Origin of the sequence: Paenibacillus sp. FSL R5-0912 (assembly GCF_000758605.1) — a bacterium.
In the GTDB taxonomy this organism is placed as follows: domain Bacteria; phylum Bacillota; class Bacilli; order Paenibacillales; family Paenibacillaceae; genus Paenibacillus_AQ.
Genome location: NZ_CP009282.1, coordinates 1,068,333 through 1,095,009 on the forward strand (window position 1 = coordinate 1,068,333; position 26,677 = coordinate 1,095,009).

A 26,677-nucleotide genomic window follows, 5' to 3' on the forward strand; every position below is an offset into this window, starting at 1 on the left:
ATAGTATAGCCCCTTTATTCGGATATAAGGATTGCGCGTGCTGCCAGCTATCATCCTTATACTTCAGGGTCCCACCGGTACTTGAGCTCGCGGATTTCCGCCACCTTGGCATCCAGGCCGTTCCACGGCTCATAGGGGTTCGCAGCGATCAGCCGGGATAAGCGCAGGAAGCGGTCCTTGGGCAGCTCCTGTACATATCTTCCGATCAGGCCGGAATAGAGCAGCGCATAACGCTTCAGGCGAACGGCGGCCCCGGCAACGACTGTCAGAATAGCCAGCCCTTTGTCCATTTCGAGAATCTGCACTTCGTAGTTCTTCACATAGCGAAGGGTGCGGTCTTTAATCAAATCGGGCCGGACCTTGGCGATTTCACCGATATATTCAGCGAGCAGCGGCTCGAAGTCCTTCAGCAGCAGCTGTTCCAGCTCCAGAACCATGTCCTTGCGCAGCTGGAAGCCGTGCAGCAGGGCGACGCGCTGGCGGGAGATCCTGTCTCCGCGCAGCAGAATGGAGAGCTCGCGGAGCTTCTCATAAGCGAGGACATCATTCTCACGGAGGACGGATACGGCCTCCTGGCGGTTAATCTCCAGATCTTCCTTAATTCTGAGGATGTTACGGCCCAGCAGCTCATTAAGGGCATACAAATTTTCGTTCTGCCGTACTTTCCGCTGCGTATAGTAGACCAGTCCGGCTATCGCGATGCCGCCAGCACCGCACAGCGCCATCTGCTGCAGGCTCTGGCCGAAATAGACCGAGGCCAGAGTCAGCAGAAGAATAAGCAGCAGCCGGGTATGCATCTTGCGCCCGGCAATGGATACCGCCTGCTTCTCCACGGGGGTCAGTGAGGCACGGCCGCAGCGGGTGCAGCGTTCCTCGCCCAGGGCGGTGTAACGCCCGCAGCGGCGGCAGATGCGGAGCTTCTCATAAGAATAGCGTGGAGCCTTGAACGGCCGGAAGGTAACAGGTTTCTTCTTACTCACGGGTTGTGTCGCCTCCGTTCAGTGCAGCAAGGAGCCGCTCGTCTATATCCTCACGGGTAAGCGGCTTCCGCTGGCGTGAAGCGTATAAGAAGATCTGAATAACGGCATAGAGGAACGTTATCCCGAGTATGACGTATGTAATCATGGAACTCTTCCTTTCTCTCTGGTTACGGTCTTTTAATCAAATATTCAGGAACACGGCGTATACTTAGAATAATCCATCCGTCTCAAGATGGCGATTCTACCAGACGGGAGTGCCGGTCCAGCGGTCACAATGTTGATGTTTACAAGGTTTAATTATATCATAATGGCATACTATTTACAGAATTTAGCTATGCTGCCGGATTTGCCAGATCCGCCGAATTTAACACAAGAGGAGCCCTATTTATGCTTCGTACACACCGTAACCCCAGAACGATCAAGAATAGACTGCAGCGCATTTTTCCTGCATTGCTGCTGATCCTATGCATCGCTGTCCTGCCTTTCGGAGGCGCAGCGGCCAGCGCTGCTTCTGCCGCGCCGTCCCATATTGATGCTGTACTGCTGATTGATGTCAGCAACTCCATGAACAAGAGTGACAAGAACAAGATCGCGAATGAAGCGATGAAGATGTTTATAGATATGCTGTCCACGCAAGGAGACAAGGTAGGGATCGTTGCCTATACCGACAAGGTGCAGCGCGAGAAGGCCCTGCTTGGCATCACCTCTGCCGGGGACAAACAGGATTTGAAGGATTTCATCGACGGACTGAACCGCGGACCTTACACGGATATAGCGGTCGGAATGGAAGAAGCTGTGAAGGTGCTGGAGAACGGCAGCGATCCTGGCCATGAGCCGATGATCGTAATGCTGGCCGACGGCAATAATGACTTAGATGAAGCCAGCGGAGCTACACAGGCCCGGTCGGATCAGGAACTGAAGGCCGCTGTAGAAACTGCGAAGCAGAAGGGGTATCCGGTCTATACGATCGGGCTCAATGCGGATGGTAAGCTGAACAAGGAGATTCTGTCTAATCTGTCCGATCAGACAGGCGGCAAGGCGTTCACAACAGATTCTGCGGATGATCTGCCGCAGATTCTCAGCGAGATTTTTGCCAGCCATCTGAAGCTGAAGGTGGTGCCGGTGCCGTCGATTACGGCGAATGGCGACTATCAGGAAGTGACGGTCAATGTGCCGAACGGCAGTGTACTGGAAGCGAATATTTCAATTATGTCCTCGCAGCCTGTAACCGCTAAGCTGAGTGATCCTTCCGGGAAGGAAGTCGCGATTCCTTCGGATGATGTGCTGGTGTCCAAGTCGTCTACCTACACGCTGATCAAGCTGCTCTCGCCGGAGCAGGGAGACTGGAAGCTCCAGGTCAAGGGTGTGGCGAAGGACAAGATCGATATCAATCTGGTATTCAACTATGATCTGGAGCTTAAGATTGATGCGCTGCCTTCCCAGTCCTACCGCAAAGGCGACACCGTCGACATCTCCTCGCATCTGTTCAGCAACGGTGCTGAGGTTACAGAGAGCAGCTTGTACCAGGAGATGAAGGCAGTGCTGCTGGCTACAGATGTTGATACCGGCACGGTGCAGCAGATTCCGATGGACAATTCGGGTGCTGAGTTTAAGGGTGCTTTTGAAATACAAGACAATCATGAATACGACCTGAAGGTCCGGGCTGAAGAGAGCAGCTTCTACCGGGAGAGCGATGTACTTAAGATCAATGCCAAGACGGGAACGGTGGCTACCAGCCCGCCGGGAGCGGGGACTACTACTGGTGAAGAACCGGTAACGGATCAGAAGTCCTCGAACACTCTGTACTATATTATTGGCGGGATTGTACTCCTGCTGGCTGCCGCCGCCGCATTCTGGCTGTTGCGCCGCAGATCAAACCGCGGTTTTGTCGGACAGCTGGTTGTGGAAGTGCTGGACGGCAATACCGGAGAGAAGACCTATCCGCAGTATAAGAAGCTTGCAGGCTTCCGGGGTAAATTCACATTACATCAGCTGCTGCAGCTGGCTCCTGAACTGAAGGAGAGCGAGAAGCTGGCCTTCACTCCGGGGAACAATGACCGGCTGATGCTGCGCGGGGGCGAAGGCATCTCCGTGGAACGGTCAGGGCGTGCCGCTGATACCTCGCGGGGCCTGGAAATGAAGAGCGGTGACCGCGTATCGGTCTCTCTGCAGACAGTAGACAAGACGATATTACTCGAATATTTGATATAACAGCTGACTAAGCGTAAGCTTCCGGAGTCAATTTTGAACGAAGCATGTTCAGGAAGAAGCGCTACGCATAACTTTTAGGAGGATAACCTATGAAACCGATAGTAAGAGAACATATTCAGCAGCTCGATGTATCGCTTGGCGGAGGAATCGTCAGCGACAAAATAAGAGTGGACACCATAGACAACCCGATTCTGATTATCGGACTTGGCGGCACGGGCATCGATGCCCTGCTGCGCTTGAAATACCAGATTAACCGCCGCTTCAAGCTGCCTGAAGATCCATTGTCCAAGAAGAAACGGGATAAGCCCGACAATGTGGAATTCCTGGCGTTCGAGACCAATGAACAGGACCGCGGCAAAAAATACAAAGGCATCGGCCTCGACCCGCAGAATGAATTCGTGCTGCTGGCCAATGCCGAGATCGGCGGACTGCTGCAGAACCGCAGCATTCTTGATTCGTACATTACAGACTGGCTGTCGCCGGAGCTGAGCATCACGGACGGGATGAACGGAGCCGCCGGGGTGCGTCAGGCCGGACGTCTGCTGCTGTTCACCAAGATCAATCAGGTTGTGGCTGCGATTGATAAGAAGATCAAGACGCTGTCGGTCGGCACCAGCAAGAAGCTGATGGTTTTCCTGCTTACCGGCTTGTCCGGCGGAACAGGCAGCGGAGCTTTTCTGGATATTGCCTACATTGTCCGGGGGATTATTGAACGTGACTATGGCGCTGCCGGAATCGACCGCGTGAATACGCTGGGTTACCTGTTCACCCCGGATGTGAATCTGGCGAACAAGAGCCTTAGCGAGCATACCCGCGAGTATATCCGCAAGAACGGTTATGCTGCGCTCAAAGAGCTGGATTACTGGATGAATGTGGACAGCCGGGGCGAACGGTTCCGCCAGCAGTACGGCAATATCCTGAGCGTCAATTCGCCGCTGCCGCCGTTCAATCTGTGTCATCTGATCTCGGCGACGAATACGGAAGGCAAGCTGCTGGAGAATGCCTATGATTACTGCATGAATGTAACGGCGGAGAATATTACCAACTTCATGGCCAGCGAGGAAAAAGCCTCCGGCGAGGAATTCGCCATCCATGACTATATCAGCAACATCCGCACCAACATTGCGCAGATGAATAAGACGTATCCTGCGAATTATGAATACAACATCATCGGCGCTTCCTCGGCGGTGCTGCCGATTGAGGAAATGACCACATATCTGGCCTTCCGCCTCTTCGACAAGATGGACAAGATGTTCCATCACGCCCCGGGGCAGGAGGATGTGGAGAAGATGGCACGCAAGCTCGGCATTGATCTCGATACGATGATCAAGACCTTCGAGTCCCGTGTGCCGGAGCCGCTGCCCGGCTATCAGAACAGCGAGCGCCTCAGCCATGCGAATGTAGTGAAGAACCAGGTGGTCAGCATGGATACGGAGCTGGAGCAGAACTTCCTCGCCCGTGCGCGGGAAGAATACATCAAAGCGAAGAAGCAGCTGCCGGGCGAAATTACCGGACGTTTCGGCGAGGAGCTGGAGCGGATCTTCCTGCATCCGGAGCAGGGGCCGTTCTATGTATCCCGGCTGCTCTACACGGAGAAGGGCTTCTGTATCCTGAAGCTGATTCAGTCGTATATTGAAGCGCTGCGGGAGAGCCTCTTGCGTCTGCCGCGTGATATCGAGACGGCGCAGGACAGTGCAGAGGAGAAGCTGGGCGATGCGCGCAGTGCTTTTGTCTCCAAGGAGAAGAAGAAGAACGCCTATATCGAAGCCAAGATCAATGAATACTGGCTGCATGCCGATGTGGAGCGCACCGAGCAGATGATCCAGTTCTACGAGGATCTGTACGAGCTTCTGAATGAAGAGAACAGCCGGATCTATGGCGTATTCACGGAAATTCTGACAGCGCTCAGCTCAATCTTCGAGAAGAATGGCGACATTCTCATCAATGGCGAAGAGCAGGCTGATCATAAGGGTAACAAAACCTACTATTGGAATATCGTCAACGTGCCGGATATTTCGGCAACGATCTCTAAGGTGATGGACCAGAAGGACGGCGACGATCTGATCCGTGATTTCACGCGCGAAATGCTGAAGCATTCCGGACGCTGGGTCAAAGAGCAGGAGATTGATATCGTCCGTTCGATCTCTGAATTCCTCAGCGACAAGTTCGGTGATCTCATTACCCGTTCAATGGAAGATTTCCTGGTGATGAAGTACGGGCGCGAGGAGCCGCTGGATAAGTTCGTGGAGCGGATTATCGCCGGACGTCTGGATGAGGATGCGGTGCCGATTTTCCACCTCAGCAACAGCTCCGGCAGTCTGCACTTCCCGTCTTGGGGCTTCGTATCCGTGCCGGTGAAGGCGCCGGGTATTCTGAAGGGAATCCGCAATTATCAGAACAATGCGCTCGGCAAATCGCAGTTCACGATCAAGGAAAGCCAGGTTAAGAACCGGATTTTCTGGCTCAATACACGTAACGGGGTGCCGCTGTTTGTATATACGCCGCTGCGGGTGTTCGAGGAGAACTATGAACGGACCATCCTGGACAAGGAAGGCATCGGCCGCCATCTGGTGATGACTGACAAGGATAACTGGACCTACCTGCCTTCCCCGATTCCGGAGAAGTCATGGGGCGATACCTACGTAAATGCGCGGGTCCGTGATTATAATGCCAGAGTGCGTGCTGACTTCTTACGTGCCCTGGAGGCGGGTGTAATTATCGAGAAAGGCATCGACGAGAATACGAGCAGCCGCTTCTCGGTCAACTTCACGAAGCCGTTTGATCTGGATAAAATGCTAAGCGGTTATGATCTGCAGCTTGGCTCGTCGCGTCCGAATCTGGGCGAAGTGAGAAAAGCCGCTGAAGAGCTCAAAGCGCTGTGTGCGGGCGGCCTGGAACGTGAAGGAATTAAGGACATCTTCGGCAGCATCAACCGTGAGCTGGCCCAGGAGAACCTGATCCGCTCACCGCAGCTGATTGCCCGTGTCCGCGAAGAGCTGGCGAAATACGACGCATTGTCGGCCAAGGCAGCGGAACTCGAAGTGCTGGTCCATCAGCATCTGGATGAAGACAAGTGGATCGACCAGTTCATCGAGGCACTGTACACCGATACCATCACCAAAAAAGGTGCGCTCTATGTCTATGACCGTGACGAGGACGAAGATGCCTGGGAGCCGTTCGCGAACCTGATGAAGGAGCGCAGCTATGTGGAGTATGCCGTCTACCGCCATTTCCGTGCACTCGATGAGAAAAGCCGCAGTCTCCTGCTGCGCAAGGCGGCACGCCGGGCGGGAGAGATGACGGCGGCGGAAGATGTGACTCCGCTGCTGTATAAGCTGGAAGGGATGTATGTATCCTTCCTGGAGGCGCGCGACAGCCTGGAATATGAGCGGGTAGAGCATGCAAATGGCGATGAAATGTACGGCTTCTATAAGAGCCTGACCGGCAAGCTCGGCAGCATCCGCAGAAAGCTGAAGTAGGCCTATGATCAGAGATCAGGCCTTACAATATGCAGAGCAGTACGCTGCGCAGGAGGAAGCGCAGCATAACAAGGGGGATGGGCGCAGCAGCATCCATTACCCTGCTCTCTTTCTGTTCCTCGGCGACAAGGTGACCCCGGCCATCGGTCCGGTGCTGGAGCGCTGCGAGCGTAAATGGGACAATGCAGGCGGTGTCATGGCGCTGCACGCGGGTTCTCCCAGCGGCAGCGGCAGTACGCAGGAGAAGGATGGAATCAAGGGATGGATCGGCAGCGGTAACAGCAGCGTTCATGAACGCGTGTTGCACATGGCCCTGCCGAACATGGCGGGCCGTGATCCCCGGACGGTCCGGCGAGAGCTGTACCGTGAATTTCATGAGGACAGCCAGTACCTGGCCGGGATGAACCGGACGCTGCGCCAGTTAAGCAACAGCATAGCGGACTATGGACGACTGTATTCTTCGTTCGATGTCATCCATCTGTCGGTCGTTACGCGTGTTGATGACCCGCTGAATGTGCTGCTGCCTGAGGTTGCCCTGCTGGCCCGCGCCATCCTCAGCCAGTCGTTCAAGTCGGTGCAGACCGATCTGTATGCGCTGATCAACGAGCGGGAGCAAGGGGATAACTTTGGCTATTCCAGCTCGGTAGGGCTGGCTTTTCTGCGTGAGCTGGACGGGATGCAGGCGGCGGATTATGCCTTAAGCGCTCCGCTTCTGGTTACGGAGGAAGGGCTGTCGATCCCCGTGAACCATGGCCCTTCCGCATTGTTCGATCTGGTCTATCTGCTCTCCGACAAGAACGAGCGCGGACTGATGTCCGTCCACGGGATGGACGACAATTATGAGATTATTGCCCATATCAGCCTGCTGAAGAACCGTGTCCGGCCTGCGGCTGATCATGCTTCCGGGCACGGCGGCTACAATAATATGACCTTCAAAAGCGGCATCCGGGGCAGCACGGGCAGACAAGGCTATGCTTCGGCCGGTTTCTCGGCGGTACGCAGGCCGAACCGGCAGATTGCGCTGGCGGTGCTCTACCATGCCCTGCATTACCTGGCTGAGAAGCTGCGTGCCGGCAACAGCCGGAGCCTTAAGGAACGGCAGGCGCTGCTGGGACTCGGAGCGGATTCCCTGCGTTCCCGCGCGGCGGAGCTGCTGCCGGATGAGTCCGGTCTCTCGGAGATGACCGGGCTGATGAGCCATGGACGCCCGTCCTACTCGGAGCTCAGAGCGCTGTCGCTGCGCGAAGCTGAGGAGCTGCTCTTCGGCGAAGGCGGGCAGGCTTATTTCCGCAGCAACTTTGCGGAAGTGTCCGCAAGAAGGACTGCGGCCATCGATCCTCCCCGGGAGTGGGCCGGCGTTCTGGCCGCCGAGGAGCAGGCAACTCCGCCGGTGACTTTCTACCAGCTCGCAGAATGGACAGCTGAGCTGGCAGAGGGCGGAGGGAGTGTGCTCCATGCCCTGCGCCAGCATATGGGCGGACTGCGTTCGGCACTGCTCTCTGCGCAGGAGGAGCTGGAACGGCTCTATGCGGAGAGTGTAGAACGCCAGCCGTTCCAGCGGGTGCCGCTGCTGGATAAACGGACTGTGCGTAATTTCATTCATTATTTATTCGATACCGTATATGGTAAGAAATACGAGATTCTCCGGCTCGAAAGCGAGCTTGCCCTTTGCCTCCGCTATGATGCGGCGCTTGAACAGCTGCATTCGGACAGCAGAGCCAAGGTCCTGGCGATGAAAGCATTGGAGGAGGAGCTGCAGAGCCTGGCCCTCACCAGTATCGGTCGCAGCAAGGATACCGTGGATCAGAACATCATGGAGTATTACCGCAGCGTGACAGAAGAGGTCATGAAGGATATCGAGACGCGGCGGGGCGGGAATATCTTCTTCAGTGAACGGTTTATGGGCAGCCTCTCGGAGCTGCTGCGGCGCGGCGGCGATGCTGTAGCTGAGCGGCTAATTGAGATCTGCCGCCGGGAGCTGCTGACGGCGGGGCTGTTCACGCTTCCGTTCGAGGAGGAGCTGCTGCGGCGTGCCAATGTCGCGGCAGCCTATGAGAACCGGGACATTGTCTCCAAGGAGGAGCTGTTCAAGCAGCTCTACCGGGGTCTTGAGGAGGAGGCGGCAATGAATGTCCGCCTGTTTGAATATACACAGGAGCACCGGCATGAGGAGAAATACTTTTTCGGCGACAGTGCTTCCGAATTCCTGCGCTATGCCTTCGGTGCGGACGAGACGACCCGCATCTACCGGCTGGGCTTCGTGCATGAGCAGCGCAGGAGCGGGGTGGAGAAGCTGAATCTGATGGGCGGCTTCCACCTGGAGGATCTGCTCTATTACCGCAACGGCAAGGTATATTATGAGACCTATGCGGGCAGCGGCTATGCGCTGCATGGTCTTGCTGAGGAGCAATTGCCGGAAATGAGATGAGGTTCGTACATTGGAAATGCGGCGGAACAGGGCGGCAGCAGCTTCGCTGCAGCTAATCTGCTGCAAAAGTACAATAGATTGGTCCTGATTTGTCCTGAAAAAAGGTTCTATTGTATTTTGTGCAACAGAGTTGGGCCAACTTAGTGAATTAGGATAATCCTCATACATTCTGCTGCATGAAGTGCAATAGAATGAAATTTCAGCCCCTTTTTATGGCAATCTGTTGTACAGAATGCATCAGAATAGAATTTACAGCCTATTCACCCTGCAGTTGAAACTCCAGCACCAAAGCGCCGGCTTCAAGCGCATTATTATTAAGTTTTTCCCGGAAAGGATGAATATTAATGCAGCGTAAAATCAATCTGCTTCTGCTCCTCTTCAGTCTGCTGGGCGGTGGCGTGGCCTTTGTGCTTGGCGAGCTGCTCCTGGACCGCAGGCCATATGACCTGCCGCCGATTGTTCTGGTGGGGATCTATTTTGCCATTGCCGCGCTCTGTGTCCTGGTGGGCAGTGTGGTTGCAGAGACGATCTCGCCCAAGCTGAATGGCCAGTCCTGGAAGCTCCGTTATCTCGGTACGTCATGGAAAATGCTTCCACTGGCTGTGGTGCTGCTGTTTGGCATAGGTACGCTGACCGAGTTCGTGTATGAACTGAACTTTGGCGGCATCAAGCCAGTCAAGAATGTCGTCATGGTCATCGATGATTCCGGCAGCATGCTGGAGAGTGATCCTAACAACAGCCGTTACGAAGCAGCCAGAGCACTGGTGCAGCAGTTGGATGAAGATAACAAGGTGGCTGTGGTTACCTTCAGCCATGAGGCTTCCGTAGTCCAGCCGCTGATCTCGCTCTCCAAAGCGGAGAACCGGGAGAAGGTGTCGGAAGTTATCAGCAGCCTGCAGACTACCGAAGGCGGAACGAATATCAGCGGTGCCCTTACAGAAGCGATGAATGTGATTAATGAAGACGGGGCGGACCGCGGAGCGATGGTCATTCTGTTATCCGACGGCTTCAGCCAGTTTGATACGTCAACGGAGCTGAATGCATTTGTGGATCGCGGCATTGCGGTCAATACCATCGGGCTTGCCCTGGAGGATCCGTCCGGCTCCAATCTGCTGCAGGATATCGCCAGTGTGACTGGCGGCCAGTATTATGATGTTACAGATGCGAACCGGCTTGGCGAGGTATTCCAGCAGATCTATGACCGTCTGGGCGACCGGACCCTGCTCACCGAGCGTAGCGATAGGGCAGCAGATAGTCCTTATTATGCTGTAGTGAGGATTCTTGCGTTGATCCTGATTGGTACCGCACTGGGCCTCGGTCTTGGCATTATATTCGATAACCGCCATCTGGCCCGCAGCTTCAGCTTCGGAGGCGCATTATCCGGGCTCGCTGCCGGACTGATTCTCGAATTCGGTCTTAACGGGGATACGGTTACAGACCCGATGATCCGCCTGCTGGCACTGCTGGTGCTCGTTGCTATTCTTACATTGTTTACGTATGTAGTACCTGTAGGGGAAGGACGCCTGTCCCGCAAAGGGAGAGCCGCCGGAGCTGCGGTCACACCTGCGGACGGCTTCCCTCCGCCGCGCCGGAATCGCGGCAGTAAGGGGTTCTGAGTTTGATTTTCACCTAATGAAAGGAGCATGTTGCATGAGGTACGCCGAGGTTCATTCTGCAGCACCGGCTATTACAGAAGTCGTATCCAGAGTGGAAGACCGCTTCTGCACGCTGCGGTGGCGCTGGCCGGATGGCGTGCAGGCAGTATGTATTCATAAAGCCTCTGCGGAGGCGCCGGAGAATGAGGAACATCCGCCTTCCGGCATGAAGCTCTACACACGTGAAGAGTACAAAGCGAATAACGGCTACCGTGACCGGCTGGATGAGATCGGGCTGGTGGCGTATACCATCTATGCCCGGCTGGCCGGGAACGGGGAGACGCTGCTGGTGCGTCAGCGGGATGGTGCCAACAAGACACTGGTCAGCGCAGGCAAAGCGAGAATCTATTATTCCGTCCAGCACAAAAAAGGCCTGTTCAGCAAGCTGAAAACCGTGCAAATGACGATCACCGCTGAAGTGCCTGTACCAAAGGAAGTACTCTGCTACGTGAAGAAGCGGGACGGCCATCCGGCCTCCAGGGAGGACGGGGCGCTTTTCCCGTTCGTGCAGGATTTCGCCCCCGGACGAAATCAGCTTCCCCCGATTGAGGTCAGCAAAGACGACTTCATCCGTATCTTTTTCACGGACGGCCGCAAGTACGGTTTATATTACGAGCTGGTGCCGGAGTAACCGGGCCGGCAAGGTGTAAGAAATAACAGTTGGAGCACGGAGCTCAGCCTGATACGTCCAGATATGGAATAACTGTATTTCATACAATTAAAGTGGATGATTTCTGCCGCATCGGCTGTTTAATTGTATTTTGTACATCTATATCGCGGGGAATCCCTCTAATCATGCTCTCTGCTCCGGTATAGTTGCACGAACTGCAGCTATTCGGACGCAAGCGGGCGGAAACGGTAATATAGCTGTACAAAGTGCAGTTATATGCGCTCCAAGAACTGCGTACAGGCGGAATGCCGGGGAAGTGTAGTGTGTAGGCCGGAGAAATTAAGCGAGCGGACCATCTGAGCTCAGATATAGTAGCGAATTTGTGCGATACCCGTTTTGCGAGCAGCTCGTTCGCCTGAGCAGCTGTTGCGGCAAAACTTTAGGCTTAAACTTTCGAAGCCAGTTTTGTCAGCTGCTCATTCGCCTGAGCTCCTGCATCCAAACTTGGAGATTATGCTTTCGTAGCCAGTTTTGTCAGCCGCTCATTTACCTGAGCTGCCGGCCAAAACGTTGAGGAGGAAGAGAAATGTCTTTTTTTAGCCGCTTCATGAAGAAGAATCAGCCCCCGGCAAGGCCGCTGTATTATGATATCGTCTGCCCTTACTGCTTCTCGAGGTTCGAGCCGGAGGAAGTGGTATTCCGGGCCATGCACAGCCGTGAGGATGACGAGAATTATGCGCTGGGCGAAGATGATCTGCTGAATAAGTACCGTGAGCGCTTCGGCCTGGATACGGTAGACGATATGGAAGCGATTCTGAATCCGGCGGATATTCCGGAGGAGTATCATCATTATACGGACCATGTGCTGACCGGCATCACCGACCGCTATGGCGTGCTGACCCGCAGACGGCTATGTCCGTCCTGCCATAATGAGCTGCCTGTAACTGCCGGCAAGGTGCCGAGCAATATTATCTCGATTATCGGCGCTTCCCAGGTCGGGAAGTCGGTGTATATGACCTCGCTGATTCACACGCTGCAGCATACGACTGCGGGGCATTTTGACGCCGCCTGTATGCCGCTGAATGCCGAGATCAGCCGCAAATTCCGCACACTATACGAAGAGCCGCTGTTCGAGCGGGGAGATCTGCTCGCTTCTACCCAGAAGGAGAAGATGCAGGAGCCGTTCATTTTCCAGTTCGTATTCAAGGATGAATCCAAGCCTCCACTGACGCTGGTGTTCTTCGATGTTGCCGGTGAAGGGATGGTCGATCAGGACTATCTGGGCTTGCACGGCCAGCATATCAAGAACTCCGCAGGCATCCTGTTCATGGTCGATCCGCTGCAGATCCGCTCCATCCGCGAGAAAATCCGCATCAACTTCGGTGACCGTCCGGGCGAGTGGGTGTCGCAGTACGATGAGCCGCGCGATGTGGTGCTGACCATGTTCGGCGACTTCATCGCTTATCAGGAGAAGAGCAAGACCAATATTCCAACGGCCATTGTACTGGCCAAAAGCGACATGCTGCACTCACTCAAGGATGAAGACGGCGATTACATCAAGTCCAACAGCAACGTGTTCAACAACTATGTGCACCGCAACACGCTGAATCTGGACGAGTTCCACAACATTGACGGTGAAATCCGCCGCTTTATCGAGAAGGTCGACCGACCGTTCAAGGACACGATGGATGTGTACTTTGCCAACACCGGTTACTTCGCGGTATCTGCGCTGGGCAGCAATCCGGTCAATCAAAGGATAGAGGGTGTGGTCAGTCCGATCCGTGTGGACGAGCCCTTTATCTGGCTGCTGCACAAGCTGAATTATATTGAGGGGAGCGACGGGCCGTGAACAGATTTTCAGGGTCCATGATCACCCAGCAGATGTATACCCGCGAGCGCCGCGGCGTTTACCGGGCGACAGAGGGATTCGATACGGTAGCGAAATCGGAGAGTCTCGACAATAATTTTGTCAAAAAAATCCTGCACCCCTTCTGCCTCTACGATGCTCCGGCTGAGCTCGCGGCACGGGGTGAGAAGGAGGAGGAGCTGTATCCTGACGCGCTGCATCTGTTCCATACGGAGAGCAATGAGACAGTGATTGGCCTCAGCCGCTATCTGGCGGCGGATTTCACGGGGCAGCGGAGCGCTTTTTTTGCCCATAATTTCGTGGTGCCACCTATCCGCTCGGAGGAGATTGTTGAGGGGTACGGGGAATGGCTGCATGCCGGCTTTGCGCGGAGTTATGAAGGGGAGCCGGGCGGAACACTGCCTGAACTGGAGTCCATTCCAGCGGGGGGCCGTGAAGAGTCTGCAGACCCGCTGACCGTGCTTCGCAGCCTCGGGTTCACCGAAGAGCTGTTCAAAGCCCTGCTGCAGGCGGTTATGCTGTCTGTAGCCGGCAAGAAGAAGATATATGTGGCGCTGGATGTACCGATCAGTGAGTTGTCGCAGCGTGCGGTGGAGCTGACGGAGGTTCTCTATGCTGCATTGCCGCCTGACTTCCGCCGCAGGCTGGGAGTGATCACTTATGCCAAAGAGCCGCAGAGCCGCAAATATATTCACCTGACCTTCGTAGAGAAGGGCTCGCTGCGCCCGGGGGACCGGAGTATTGAGAAGGATTATATTTTTGATCTGACAGGCGCGCGGATTCTGAATGCAGATTTCGGGGAGTCCCGGCAGACGTATGCAGACCTGGCCTGGAAGACGCTGGGGCAAAAGGGCGGGAGTCTCAGAGACTTCGCCAGATTCGCCGACTCCCTGCTGCTTGGGGAGAGTGTGGACCGCAAGCTGTCGCTGGCACTCTACAATGAGCTGGCTGTCTTTTATGAGATTGAGCAAGGCGATGAAGATTTATATACAGGGAACAAGAATGCTGTGCTCGGCGGCCTGCTGTCCTATCTGAAGCCGGAGGGGGCGCTGGAATCCCGGGTGCGTCTGAATGATATGTTCCTGGAGCGGTTCGACCGGGAGTATGATCTGATCCGCAAAAAAGGGGTACCGGCGCCGGAGATTCTGGAGTGGTTCAAGGAGTATTATGCACTGCCTGGCCATAATTACCGGGTCAAAATTGTGGATTACTTCATCAACGGGATGCTGAACTGCCAGTCGGCGGGACGTGAGGATGCGCTTGCTGCCGCTTACGGTATTATTGAGGGTAACGATGAGCTTAGTGCGGCCTTCTTCAAAAGAGTGCTGGCCCAGCCTATATTCCGCAAAGCGCTGCTGGAGCCTTATATGGAATCCCGGCTGGCTGACGCGCCGAAATCGGCGGATATTCTGCGGTTCGTGGCGCATTGGGGCCGTTTCCTTCCGGAGGCGCTTCAGCAGGCTTTCGTGCGCGATACCGTCAAGGAGTATCTGCTGGAGAAGCTGCAGCGGGACAATGATCCGGTGGCGGCGGTGGCATCGGTTCATGAGTCGGTGCAGAAGGCGGAGAAAGAACGCCGCAGAGGCGGCGGTGTGCATCCTGAAGCGCTGTCACTGCTGCAGGAGCTGGGAACCGTTGCTGACCGCTTCCTGCTGAACCGGATTTCGCTGGACGAGCTGACGATGGAGCAGCTGCTGGAGATTTCCTTCCTGCGCTACCGGGATACGGCGGACTGGCAGCCGCCGCTGGATGCAATCGCTAAGCGTAAAGCGAATGCGCTGCGCGCTGCCTACCGCTGGTTCGGGGAGGAGAAGCCGGACGAGGAGATCTTTGCCGGGCTGTCTCCCCGGGAGCTGGATGATGTACAGCTGCTCGGAGGACGCTGGCTGAAGGAGTCGCGGAGCATCGAGCCGTTCGAACGGCTGCCGCTGGCCTTCTACCACAGCAGTGAACGTGAGGGCGGTCCGCTTGATTACGATGCGCTGCTGGAGCTGGTGGCGCGCAAAGCGGGCAATGATAAGGAAACGGTCTACCGTTTCCTGGCCTGGTCGCAGCATAACCGGCTGTTCACCATCTCGAGCAAGAAGCTGTGGCCGAATTACCGGCGGGCGGTGCTGAAGTATTTCCTGAAGAACGACCGCGAGGCGTTCAAGAACCGCGATTTCCGCAAAAGCTATAGCTCGGCCGCAACGCCCGCCATGCAGAATGTCTACAATGAAGCCCGCTCCCAGCTGGCTTCGCCGCTGGCGCGGTGGGTCAGCCGCAGCCGATTTCAGATCCTGATCTCCGGCAGCGTGCTTGGGATCGTACTGATCATCGCCATCATCGCCATCAGCTGGCTGCGGCCGGATGCGGATACCGCTGCACCGCAGCCGACGGTGAGCCCGGTTCGGGGCGATATCAAGAATTCGGATGGGCAAGTTCAAGCCCCTGTCTCTGTACGGCTGGTTGGCAGCGGAGTGGCAGGTGCCGGGACGGGCACTGGGGCCGAAAACGGTGGAACAGAAGGTACCGGGAACGCTGGCGGGGGTGAAGGCGGCGGAACGGAAGGCGCCGGGAACGCAGGCGGGGGTGAAAGCGGCGGAACGGAAGGCACTGGGAATGCTGGCGGGGATGCAAGCAGCGAGGAAGCAGGCGTCAAGCTGGTGTTCAGCTTTGCCGCTGTGGCGGACTGCTCCGCCTTCAACCCGGCGGAGATCATTGTGATGTCCGGTAATAACGTTGCGGACACTTACAAGGTTGTAGCAACTGCGAGCAGTTGCCTGGCCGCCGGAGTTGACGGCGGCTCTGATGAGGGAGCCGTGGGGACTGACGGCGGAGGAGATGCAGCCGCTGGGAATAGCGGCGGCTCTGGTGGAGCGGGCGCCGGAAATGATGGCGGCTCTGATGAGGGAGCCGTAGGGACTGACGGCGGAGGAGATGCAGCCGCTGGGAATAGCGGCGGCTCTGATGAAGCCGAGGCCTCCCCGGCAGCGGGTGCATCGGGCGCAGGAATCCCTGCGCGCGTATATGAAGTGACGGTGGAGCTGGAGCCTGGCGCGAAGCTGGCCGCGGATGATATGATCACCGCCGGAATCTATACGCTGAAGCTACAGGCACAGGCTAGTCCGGGGAGCATTCCGGGAAGTACCCCGAGCACTACTCCGGAGACTACACCCGGCACCGACCCCACTCCTTCCGCCAGCCCGGACACGGATGCGGAATGATTGAGTGAGAGCCTGAATTGGCCAAACCGGATGTAAGAGAAGTCCGGCATTTCATCAACGGTGCTGCCGCCAAAGTTGGCAGAGGGGTCATTGTATTTTATACACTCAAATCCGGAATAATCAGCCCTATTATGCGTTCTATTGTATTTGATGCATTAGATTTCGGATTTCTGAGCCTATCAGGGGTATATTCCACAATCAATTGTATGAAATACAGCAGAATGCCTTATCGCCGTCTTTTATTCCCATTCTGTTGTACATAATACAATCAACAAGCTTCTGGCTCTTGCCGGAAGCGGAAGAATCACTATTTAAGTCCTGAACAGCACGATATGCCGGGAGAATGCGGCAAGTGTTGTTCAGGCTTTTTTGTGCGGAAGGGGCAGGGTCTGCCTATAATTGAAGCAGCTTGTCTATAGACATACAGGGGAATAGTAGATATGATTGTTTGAGAATATTAAAATTTAATAAGCTTTGGAAAAAGGTGCGGATTTCCGTAGAAACAGGCGCTGTCATGCAACAGATAGCCATGCTGGTTCTACGAGAGTAATCTGCTTAAAAGGGAAGGCCGGTGTAAGTCCGGTGCGGTCCCGCCACTGTAAATGCGGAGCGACTCCTGAGAAGCCACTGTCTGATGATCGGATGGGAAGGCGGGGGAAGCAATGATGCGTAAGCCAGGAGACCTGCCTTTTTCGTTGTTGTTTCTATTCTTCGGGGGTAAGAATGCGGAACAGGTGCAAATATAAGCAGGGGCTGTGTGTAGGGAATCCTCATTTCAGCCGCATGTATTGTATCCTTCCCCGGCCGCCCTGTACAGGGCGGTCTTTATGTTGCACCCGCATCAGCGGAGGACGCAGGATTCATCTATACCATTCTATTCACAGAAAGAGGTCAAGCAATGAAGAACAATCTATCATCTAAGTTTATCCGGCTGGGTCTGATCGTTGTCATGATGTTCGCGGTTCTGGGGGCATCCGTGGCTCCGGCAGGACAGGCTTTTGCCCAGAGTGATACCGCATCAGCCCAGTTAAGCTTGAATGCCGCGAATACAGCCTCAGCTCAACCGGCAGGCACAGCAGTTAATGTAGCTGAGGCAGTCTATGCCACTTCGGAGTTTGTGCTGAAGGCCGAAGTCCGGTCCGACTGGCAGGCCATCGGCCTTGCGCAGGCGGGCTACAAGGTTCCGGATAGTTATTTAAAGGCGCTTGAGAGTAAAGTAGCCGCAGCCAAGGGTGTTTACGCCAGAGCTACGGACTATGCGCGGATTACGCTTGCGGTTAGAGCGCTTGGCGGGAATCCGGCGGATGTCGCAGGCTACAACCTGATTGAGAAGCTCTACAATAACGATAAAATTACCGGCCAGACGCTGAACAACGCAGCCTACGTACTGCTGGCGCTTGATTCCGGAACTTATACTATGCCTGACAATGCCAAATGGACGCCGGCGAAACTGCTGGCTGAGATCCTGTCCAAACAGAATACTGACGGAGGCTTCACCCTGACTACGGGGGCTAGTGATCCGGACATGACAGCGATGGTGCTTACGGTGCTGGCAGGACATAAGGATGATCCGGCAGCCAATACCGCGGGTCAGCGGGCGGCAGCCTGGCTGGCGACTGCACAGGACAAGAACGGCGGCTATGGTGACAGCAGCGAGAGTGTCGCTCAAGCCATTATTGGCCTGTCTTCCTTTGGGATTGACCCGGCAGGAGCGGAGTATACCGCAAACAATGTGAACCTTGTCAGTAAGCTCCTTAGCTTCAGTGCAGCAGGCGGCGGGTTCGCTCATACAGCGGGCGGAAGCTACAATCAGCTCTCGACAGAGCAGGCGCTGGAAGCATTGGTAGCTTACAAGCTTTTCAGCACAGGCAGCAAGCTCTATGATCTTAGCAATTCATCTGTGAAAAGTCCTCAGGTTAGTGTGTCTGTTGCCATTGAGGGCCCTAATGGAACCCTGGCAGAAGGCACTGTATATGCTGGAAATGTACTTCAAGCCCTGGAGAAGGCAGCGGCGGCGAAGAAGGTGGCCCTGGTCAATGAAGCGGGTAATTATGTGACGGGAATTGGCGGCGTGACTGCAGGTGCTTTTGGCGGCTATGACGGATGGATGTATGTTGTAGCGCGTGGTGGAGCATGGATTTATCCAAGTGTAGGCATGGGTGATTTCCTTCTTGCGGAGAATGACCGCGTGCTTGTCTATTATGGCGGGGATAATACACAGGTGGTAGCGTCCGTGACGGTCTCCCCTGCACAGCCGCAGCCTGGACAAGATATTACTGTAAAAGTAACTCAAAAGCAGTGGGTATGGAATGAAGCGACCTTCACTTCCGACCCGGTATCCTCAGCAGCCGCAGGGGTTCAGGTATCTATCGGCGGTAAAACTGCTGTTACGGATGCTGCGGGTTCAGCTGTTGTTGCCGGCGGCCTGCCAGCGAATAAATATACAATTACCGTTACCGGATATCTCAAGGACAGCACACCTGCGGTAGTCCGCTATTCGCAGCCGCTGACCGTGGCTTCTGCTGCGGCTAACCGTGTTGCTTTTACCGATGTGAAGTCAATCTCGCCTTGGGCGCTGGAGTCCGTGTATACGGCCTATGACCGCAAGCTGATGGACGGCGTCAGTGAGAGCAGCCTCGTGTTCGCACCGAAGCAGAATATTACCCGCGCTGAATTTGCGGCACTGCTGCTGAGATTGACTGGAAATGAGCCGTCTGCGGCATCGTCAACCCAGAGTTTCAGTGATGTTAAGGCGGATGCGTGGTATTATGGAGCAGTGAACAAAGCGAAGGAACTGGGAATGGTCAGCGGAGTAACAGGCACAGCCTTCAAACCGGACGGCCCCGTTACCCGCCAGGATATGGCTGTAATGATCGTGAGAGCCTTGAAGCTGGACGAAGCTTCGGCAGCAGCAGGAACCGGGAAATTCACCGATGAAGACCAGATCAGCGCCTATGCATTAACGGCGGTACGTACTGTAACCGGACTTGGAATTATGAGCGGTACCGGCGGCGAATTCGCTCCTGCCACTGCTGTAACCAGAGAAATGGCCGCTGCTGTAGCGGTTAGATTGCCTTAGGTGAGCTTTGAAGGATGATGGGTTACACCAGCTATTCTCCTTATAGACGCATCTTCAGATATGCCTTGATCCTGCGCACATGTAGAGAAAAATGCTATATATGCTGAACTTAAGCTATGAATATAATGCTTAGTCTTCACCACAGTTTAATTTGATTTTCAAGGCTGCTGGCGCAAGAATTTCACGATCTCAACCCGCTTTTGAGGTGTGAGTTCGATTGCCTGTTGGAAATCATGCCCATAATACAACATTTCCATCACGATCCCGGCTATATTCGAAAATTGTTGTACGAAAGGCAGTATTCCTCTTCCGACAAGGGGTGTAGCGGGATAATTCTTGTATTTCATACAACAATCTGCCCGAACCCTTTAGGGATTATGAAGCTAAGTTGTATTATCTGCAAGATTTTGCATGAAGCAGTCTAAAGCGAAAGTGCTGGCGGGATATGCAAGTGGATAAATGCCACTTAATTCCGGGTGAATCTCCCGATATGGCGGCGTAGTTGGAAAAACAACACTTAATCTCGCTTGAATTAGTGAATGACCCGGCTAGGGGCAGAATTAAGTGCCATTAATCCAACTAGAATCGGCAGTGAAGTCCGTATAGCATAAATAAGTGCCGAAAATCCAGTTACTGTTCCGGTGGTGGGATATTTTGCGGAGTTTCGCTAGGGAAGGCGAGGCTACTGCAGCTAGTTAATTAAGCTAGAGCAAATGATGCTGATAAAGCTACAGCAGGTGAAACTGAGAGTATGGTGCCAGCCAGTATTCAAAGAGGTTGATTGCTGATAGAGAAGCTCCTGCAGGTTGCGGGACGGATGCTCAGCGGCCAAGGGGCTGGCTGACGGTGCTTTGCTCAGGATTAGTTTGTTTCATGTCACACTAAGAAATCATAAGGTGTTTGAACGGAACGGGGAACAGGCTGACTGCCCCCGTTCTTTTCCCTTTTGTGGAGGTGCTCGAGGAAATGTTCAGTCTATTGAAATCAAGAAGGTCGAGGCTCTATCCGCTGCTCCTGCTCCTGCTTGTCCTGCTGCTCGCCGGCTGCTCCAAGGCGCAGCCGGATTCCGCAGGCGGCGGGCCTGTGCCGCCCGCCAGTTCCCAGGCCGCGCAGACGCCGCGGCCTGAGGGCACTGCCATACCCTCCGCCCCGGCGGACGGCATGGCAGCTTCCAGCTCCGGCGCAGCGCCAGCCGGAGCCGCCCCCGGCGTAACGGAGCAAGCTCCCGTTACGCAAGCCCCGGTGCCGGCTGCAACCGCGCCGGCGCCCGGCCACACCGGTGCCGCCGCGCCAGCCCCGGCGGCTACCGGCAGTGCCGCCGCGCAAGCCCCGGCGGCTACCGGCAGTGCCGCCGCACAATCCCCGGCGGCCACCGCCAAGCCAGCCGTGCCAGCCCCGGCGGCTACCGCCAAGCCAGCCGCGCCAGCCCCGGCGGCTACTGCCACGCCAGCCGCGCAAGCCCCGGCGGCTACCGCCACGCCGGTGAATACGGTGACTCTCTCCATTACTGGAGATGAGGAGCACGGCGTTATTCTGGCCCCGGCGGCTTATGAAATAGAGAAGAATGAGACTGCGCTGGAACTGCTGCGGCGGATTACCCGCCAGCACAAGATCCAGATGGAATATCAGGGCAGCAAAACCTTTGCCTATGTGGAGGGTATTGATAATCTGTACGAATATGATCACGGGGCAGAGAGCGGCTGGATGTATAAGGTGAACGGAGAATTTCCGTCCAAGGCTTCCGGCAGCTGGATTATGAAGCCCGGAGATACGGTTGAGTGGCTGTATACGCTTGATCTTGGCAAGGATATCGGGGCAGCGGCGCCATGAACAGCGGCTTCGGGTCCATGCATCCTGCTGTAGCCCTGCTGTATTATGCCGGGCTGCTGCTGTTCGCCCTGCTGGGGCTTCATCCGTTGTTTCTGGTCACGGAAATAGCAGGTCTGCTGGCGTTGCTGCTGCTGCAGGGCCAGGGGAAGGCGCTGCTGCGCGGTCTGCCTTTTATGCTCCTGATGGCGGTATCGGTTGCAGTGCTGAATCCGCTGTTCTCGCACAGGGGGGCGCATATCCTCTTCTACTGGCTGGACCAGCCGATTACGCTGGAGGCTGTGCTGTACGGACTTATAATGATGACCGTACTGCTGACAATCTTCATCTGGTTCATGTCATACAATTACACGGTAACGACAGATAAATTCATGTACCTGTTCGCCGCAGCTGCGCCCAGAACGGCATTACTTACACTGATGGCGCTCCGGTTCGTCCCCTTATTCCAGCGGCGGCTGCGCCAGATTACCCTGATCCAGCGCCTGCGCGGGGTGGATGTCCGCACAGGAAGCCTGCGCAAGCGGATGCAAGACGGCATGACGCTGCTGAAGGTGCTGCTCACCTGGTCGCTGGAGGAAGCGCTGCAGACCGGAGATTCCATGACGGCCCGCGGCTACGGGGTTGCCAAACGCAGCACGTACAGTATATACAAGCCGGATCGGCAGGATAAGCTGCTTCTGCTGGTACTGATAGTCAGTGGAATGATTGTACTGTTCTTGTGGCTGCAGGGCTACGGTACGCTGGAGATTTATCCCCGGATGAGGAGTATGGATTTGAGCTGGCAGGATGCCGTGATGTACGGCAGCTTCTGTTTGTTCGTCCTGCTCCCTGCAGGTCTTGAAGGAAAGGAGAAATGGTTATGGAGATCCTCAAAGCGGAACAAGTATCCTTCCGCTATCCTGAAGAAGACAGAGACTCGCTCCATGAGCTCTCGTTCACAATAGAAGAAGGCGAATTCGTAGTGCTCTGCGGTCCGTCAGGCGGCGGCAAAACGACACTGCTGCGCCATCTGAAACGCGAGCTTGCCCCGGTAGGCATGTTCAGCGGAAGCCTGACATTTAAAGGGCAGCCCCTGCCCGATCTTCCGGCAGCCGTTGCCGCAGGGGAGATCGGAATGGTCTTCCAGAACCCGGATGCGCAGATCGTGATGGATACCGTCTGGCATGAGCTGGCCTTCTCTATGGAGAATCTGGGGATACCGCCTGCAGTGATGCGTACCCGGCTGGCTGAGATCTGTGGATTATTCGGGCTGGAGCCGCTGCTCTACCAATCCGTGCATGAGCTGTCCGGCGGGCAAAAGCAGCTGCTCAATCTGGCCTCGGTGCTGCTGCTTCAGCCCAAGGTGCTGCTGCTGGATGAGCCGACCTCACAGCTTGACCCTGTAGCTGCCCGGGAATTCATTATGGCGCTGCAGCGGCTGAACGAGGAAATGTCAGTGACGGTAATCATCAGCGAACACCGGCTGGAGGAGGTGCTGCCGTTGGCCGACCGTGTGCTGATGCTGGAGGGCGGCAGGCTGGTGGCAGATGCAGGTCCGCGTGCTTTCGCCCAGCTTGCCGGAGGTGCGGAATTCGCCTCGCGTCAGGCTTATCTGCCGGCAGCTTCGCGGCTATATCTGGCGCTGTCAACGGAAGCGGAGACAGCCGCGCCGGAGAATATCCCGCTGACTGTGCGCGAGGGCAAACGCTGGCTGTATTCTCTGACTGCTGGAGCGGGAGTGAATGCCGCTAATCCCAGCGTAAATACAGCGGCTATAGCTGCACCAGGAGTATCCGGTACAGTCGCCGGTGACATTGTGCCTGCTTATTCCGGCGCAGACCCCGCTGTACACTCTTCAGGACCATCTGTTAACGTCTCCCGCGAACGGTCTAAACTAGCTCCGGATACTGGCACTCCCTACAATTCAGCCGCTGCTCCCGTTACTTATCCACCTGGAGCCTTCGGCCCGGGCGGGCCGGAGTCACCCGTGAACCTTCCTGCATCCTCCGCAGAAATTCTGCTCAGCTGCCGGGAGCTTACCTTCCGCTACGACAAGGAAGGCCGGGAGGTGCTGAGGAAGCTCTCACTAACGCTGAAGCGGGGAGAGCTTCTGGCGGTTATGGGCGGGAACGGTGCCGGGAAGTCGACCCTGCTGCATGTACTGAGCGGCCTGATGAAGCCGCAGCGCGGCAAGGCCGAGCTGTCCAAGGGGAGTACAACCGGGCTTCTGGCCCAGAATCCGCTGCTCTATTTCAGCTATGATACTGTGGCCGAGGAACTGCAGCATATGGCGCAGTATGCCGGGGTATCCCTGGAAGAAGCCGGGCGGGAAATAGATGCCCTGCTGGAAGTCTTCCGGCTCCGCGAGGTACTGCAGAGCCATCCGCATGATCTCAGCGGCGGGCAGCAGCAGCAGACCGCGCTTGCTATGATGATGCTGCTGAAGCCGGATATCCTGCTGCTGGATGAGCCGACTAAAGGGCTTGACCCGGCAGCCAAAGACAGGCTGGCTGCTCTGCTCCAGCAACTGCGCGGGCAGGGGGCCAGTATTCTGATCGTAACGCATGATGTGGAGTTTGCCGCTAAATATGCTTCCCGCTGTGCGCTGCTGTTTGACGGCAGCATAACAGCGGAAGGGGCGCCGGCAGAGTTCTTCAGCAGTAATTACTTCTATACTACGACAGTCAACCGTATGGTCCGGGACTTACTGCCGCAGGCATTGACGATAGAGGATGTGATTCAAACATGGTCCGGTTCCGCGCACCCCTGCTGATTGCTCTGGGATTATTTGTGGCTGGCCTTGCGCTAACAGCGGCGCTGAAAGACCATCATTATATACTGCTCAGCCTGGTGCTGCTGCTGGCGGCGCTGCTGCCGATGTTTCTCCGTCTGGAGCGCCGCCAGCTGGCATCCCGAGAACTGGTACTGCTGGCCGTATTATCTGCTATTGCTGCGGTCAGCCGGATTCCTTTTGCCGCATTGCCAAGTGTCAAGCCCGTGTCTGCCGTTGTCATTCTGTCCGCTTATGTCTTCGGGGCAGAGGCAGGGTTCGTCATCGGTGCAGTGGCGGCGCTGGTCTCGAATATCTACTTCGGCCAGGGCCCCTGGACACCATGGCAGATGTTCGCCTGGGGGATGACCGGACTTACGGCGGGCTGGCTGCGCAATACCTGGTGGATGAAGAACCGGACCGGGCTGCTGATCTTCGGTTTTATCTGGGGATTCCTGTTCGGCTGGATTATGAATCTCTGGGTTATTCTCAGTCTTCCGGATGCGTTCAGCTGGGGGCTTGTGGCAGCGACCTATGGAGCCAGCTTTTATTTTGACCTGGCCCATGCTATATCCAATGTCTTCTTTCTGGCTATTCTGGCTGGAGGATGGACTAAAGTGCTGAAGAGATTTCGCAAGAAGTATGGACTGCTTCAAGAGTGAAAAGATGTTTATAGGTCTTTGTTCATATAAAACGATAATATTTTTCATTTTTCGACATTTTTTTCAACGTATTATCAACATTTTGGCCTAATTCTCCGATAAATACAGTACAGCAAGATATCGAGAAGGCGGGATTATAAGAAATGAGACATCTGAAGATTAAGCATAAAATGACTTTGCTGATTGCAGTGATTGTAGTGTTACTTATAGGCATTGGGACGACAGGCATTATGACCACCAGCAGGATGGCGGACAGGTCCCGGGAGACCTACGAACAGAATTTGCTGCCGATTTATCTCATTACCGAGATCCGCGGGAATAACCGGGCAATCGAATCTTTTCTGCTGGAGGATCTCATTACCAGGGATGCTGCCAAGAGTCAGGAGCTTAAGGCGGCTATTGAAACGAATATCACTACGAACAATGAACTTATAGAACAGCTCAAGACGGTTGAGTTCAGCAATGACAAAATCGCGGCTAATATCAACGAATATCTGCTTCTCCTGCCGGACTACCGCTCCCAGCGTGATAATATCATCCATCTTGCCGATAATAGTCTGAATGATGAAGGTTATCAGGTTTTCTCGGGTGGAGCATTCAGTGAATCGCGCCGGACGATGGTTAAACTGCTGGAGGATACTGCAGCTCTGTTTGTAGAGGATGCATCCGCGCATAATGAGGACACTGTAGCAAGTGCCAAGAGCTCCATCACTTTAAGCGGCATTCTGATTACCGTTGCCTGGGTTCTGAGTATTGTGATCAGCATCATGATTACCCGGTTGATTACGAAACCGCTTAAGGAACTGCAGCAGCTGATGAAGCGCGCAGAGGATGGGGATTTGACTGCCGCCGCCTCCTATCAGTCGAAGGATGAAATCGGCCAGATTAACACTTCGTTTAATACAATGCTGGAAGGTCTCCAGAATATGATGCGAGGAGTTTCCGAGAGTGCCGAGATTCTGTCGGCTTCCTCAGAGGAGATGAGCGCCAGTGCAGAACAGACGGCGCATGCTTCCCAGATGATCGCCGAGACCTCAAGTGAAATCGCTGCCGGATTCGATGTGCAGGCCGAGAGCATCGCACGTACCGCCCGGTCTGTCCGGACGATGACGTATGATATTACCGAGGCCCGGCACAGCGGCAATGAAATGAACGGTCTGATGGCACAGGCTGCCTCATCAACGGACCGGGGTGCCGAAGCGGTTGAACGGATTCTGATCCAAATGCGGGAGATTGACTCCAGTGTATCGGCAAGCCAGAGTATTGTCGGAAGTCTGGGCAGTCTGTCCGAAGAGATTAACACGATCATCACAACCATTAATGACATTGCTACCCAGACTAATCTGCTGTCACTGAATGCCTCTATTGAAGCGGCCAGAGCGGGAGAACATGGGCGGGGCTTTGCTGTGGTAGCGGGTGAAATCCGCAAGCTTGCAGAAGCTACCGGAAGAAGCTCGCTGCAGATTACGGAGATTATTACCCATATCCGCAAGCAGACTGAAAGTGCAGTGGAATCCATGGAGCTGGGCTCCGGGATTGTCTCCCATGGCGTAGCGCAGAGCGAAGTGGTCTCCGCCGCATTTACTGAGATACAGACCTCTATTCAAGCAGCCAGCGAGCAGATGGAATTGATTACGGAGGTTATCGGACATGTCGCCCAGGAATCGGAGGGCGTAACCCAGGCGATGGCCCAGGTGGATGAAATCTCGCGTAAAGGCGCCGGTGATGTTCAGGATACAAGCGCAGCGAGTGAGCAGCAGCTAACCGCTATGGGGGAGATGTCTTCCTCTGCCCAGTACCTCGCCACATTGGCCGAGGATCTGCAGAAGCATCTGGCCCGGTTCAAGCTATAGGAAGTACTGAAGCCTTGTTCGGCAAATGATAGCAGAGAGTTTCCTGTTATCTGCAGCTGAACAAGGCTTTT

The 26,677-nt window shown here is 55.3% G+C and carries 15 protein-coding genes and 1 riboswitch; of the genes, 13 read left to right on the forward strand and 2 right to left on the reverse strand.

All coding sequences use genetic code 11. The annotated features are described in order from the left end of the window. Positions 1–56: 56 nt before the first annotated feature. Together R50912_RS04625 and R50912_RS34720 are read right to left on the reverse strand one after the other, a co-directional pair. A complete protein-coding gene (locus tag R50912_RS04625; protein ID WP_042232782.1) occupies positions 57–980 on the reverse strand; it encodes a hypothetical protein in 924 nt (307 codons plus the stop codon). Beyond that, positions 973–1,125, reverse strand: coding sequence for a hypothetical protein (locus R50912_RS34720; RefSeq protein ID WP_156122944.1), 153 nt, complete (start codon positions 1,123–1,125; stop codon positions 973–975). Before R50912_RS34720 ends, R50912_RS04625 begins: the two co-directional genes overlap by 8 nt. 242 nt (positions 1,126–1,367) lie before the next feature. On the opposite strand from R50912_RS34720, the gene R50912_RS04630 reads away from it, so the two are divergent. From R50912_RS04630 to R50912_RS04700, 13 genes are all read left to right on the forward strand, one after another. After that, positions 1,368–3,191, forward strand: a complete 1,824-nt coding sequence (locus tag R50912_RS04630; RefSeq protein ID WP_081956373.1) for a vWA domain-containing protein — start codon at positions 1,368–1,370, stop codon at positions 3,189–3,191. 89 nt (positions 3,192–3,280) lie between these two features. Beyond that, on the forward strand, positions 3,281–6,670 hold the full coding sequence (locus tag R50912_RS04635) for a tubulin-like doman-containing protein (RefSeq protein ID WP_042232784.1): 3,390 nt from the start codon (positions 3,281–3,283) through the stop codon (positions 6,668–6,670). A 4-nt stretch (positions 6,671–6,674) separates the two neighbouring features. After that, positions 6,675–9,098, forward strand: a complete 2,424-nt coding sequence (locus R50912_RS04640) for an FtsZ/tubulin family protein (protein ID WP_052415984.1) — start codon at positions 6,675–6,677, stop codon at positions 9,096–9,098. Positions 9,099–9,442: 344 nt separating this feature from the next. Continuing rightward, complete coding sequence (locus tag R50912_RS04645; RefSeq protein ID WP_042232786.1) at positions 9,443–10,714, forward strand: vWA domain-containing protein; 1,272 nt, start codon at positions 9,443–9,445, stop codon at positions 10,712–10,714. 34 nt (positions 10,715–10,748) lie between these two features. Beyond that, positions 10,749–11,384: a hypothetical protein gene (locus R50912_RS04650; protein ID WP_042232789.1), complete on the forward strand. Its 636-nt coding sequence runs from the start codon at positions 10,749–10,751 to the stop codon at positions 11,382–11,384. 565 nt (positions 11,385–11,949) lie between these two features. Continuing rightward, positions 11,950–13,212: a hypothetical protein gene (locus R50912_RS04655; RefSeq protein WP_042232790.1), complete on the forward strand. Its 1,263-nt coding sequence runs from the start codon at positions 11,950–11,952 to the stop codon at positions 13,210–13,212. Continuing rightward, positions 13,209–16,436 (forward strand): GAP1-N2 domain-containing protein, encoded by a 3,228-nt coding sequence (locus tag R50912_RS04660; RefSeq protein WP_052415985.1) that lies wholly within the window; start codon positions 13,209–13,211, stop codon positions 16,434–16,436. Before R50912_RS04655 ends, R50912_RS04660 begins: the two co-directional genes overlap by 4 nt. A gap of 516 nt (positions 16,437–16,952) precedes the next feature. After that, positions 16,953–17,141, forward strand: a riboswitch (cobalamin riboswitch). 193 nt (positions 17,142–17,334) lie between these two features. Further along, positions 17,335–19,515 (forward strand): S-layer homology domain-containing protein, encoded by a 2,181-nt coding sequence (locus R50912_RS33070; RefSeq protein ID WP_052415986.1) that lies wholly within the window; start codon positions 17,335–17,337, stop codon positions 19,513–19,515. A 966-nt stretch (positions 19,516–20,481) separates the two neighbouring features. After that, the gene (locus R50912_RS04675; protein ID WP_042232795.1) at positions 20,482–21,345 is read left to right on the forward strand and encodes a DUF4430 domain-containing protein; all 864 of its coding nucleotides are present in this window, start codon (positions 20,482–20,484) and stop codon (positions 21,343–21,345) included. Beyond that, the gene (locus R50912_RS04680) at positions 21,342–22,286 is read left to right on the forward strand and encodes an energy-coupling factor transporter transmembrane component T (protein ID WP_052415988.1); all 945 of its coding nucleotides are present in this window, start codon (positions 21,342–21,344) and stop codon (positions 22,284–22,286) included. The genes R50912_RS04675 and R50912_RS04680 overlap by 4 nt, the downstream gene beginning before the upstream one ends. Further along, positions 22,202–24,094, forward strand: coding sequence for an ABC transporter ATP-binding protein (locus R50912_RS33075; protein WP_052415990.1), 1,893 nt, complete (start codon positions 22,202–22,204; stop codon positions 24,092–24,094). The genes R50912_RS04680 and R50912_RS33075 overlap by 85 nt, the downstream gene beginning before the upstream one ends. Then, positions 24,067–24,753: an ECF transporter S component gene (locus tag R50912_RS04695; RefSeq protein ID WP_042232800.1), complete on the forward strand. Its 687-nt coding sequence runs from the start codon at positions 24,067–24,069 to the stop codon at positions 24,751–24,753. Before R50912_RS33075 ends, R50912_RS04695 begins: the two co-directional genes overlap by 28 nt. A 143-nt stretch (positions 24,754–24,896) precedes the next feature. Continuing rightward, the gene (locus R50912_RS04700) at positions 24,897–26,606 is read left to right on the forward strand and encodes a methyl-accepting chemotaxis protein (RefSeq protein ID WP_042232804.1); all 1,710 of its coding nucleotides are present in this window, start codon (positions 24,897–24,899) and stop codon (positions 26,604–26,606) included. The last annotated feature ends 71 nt before the right edge of the window (positions 26,607–26,677 follow it).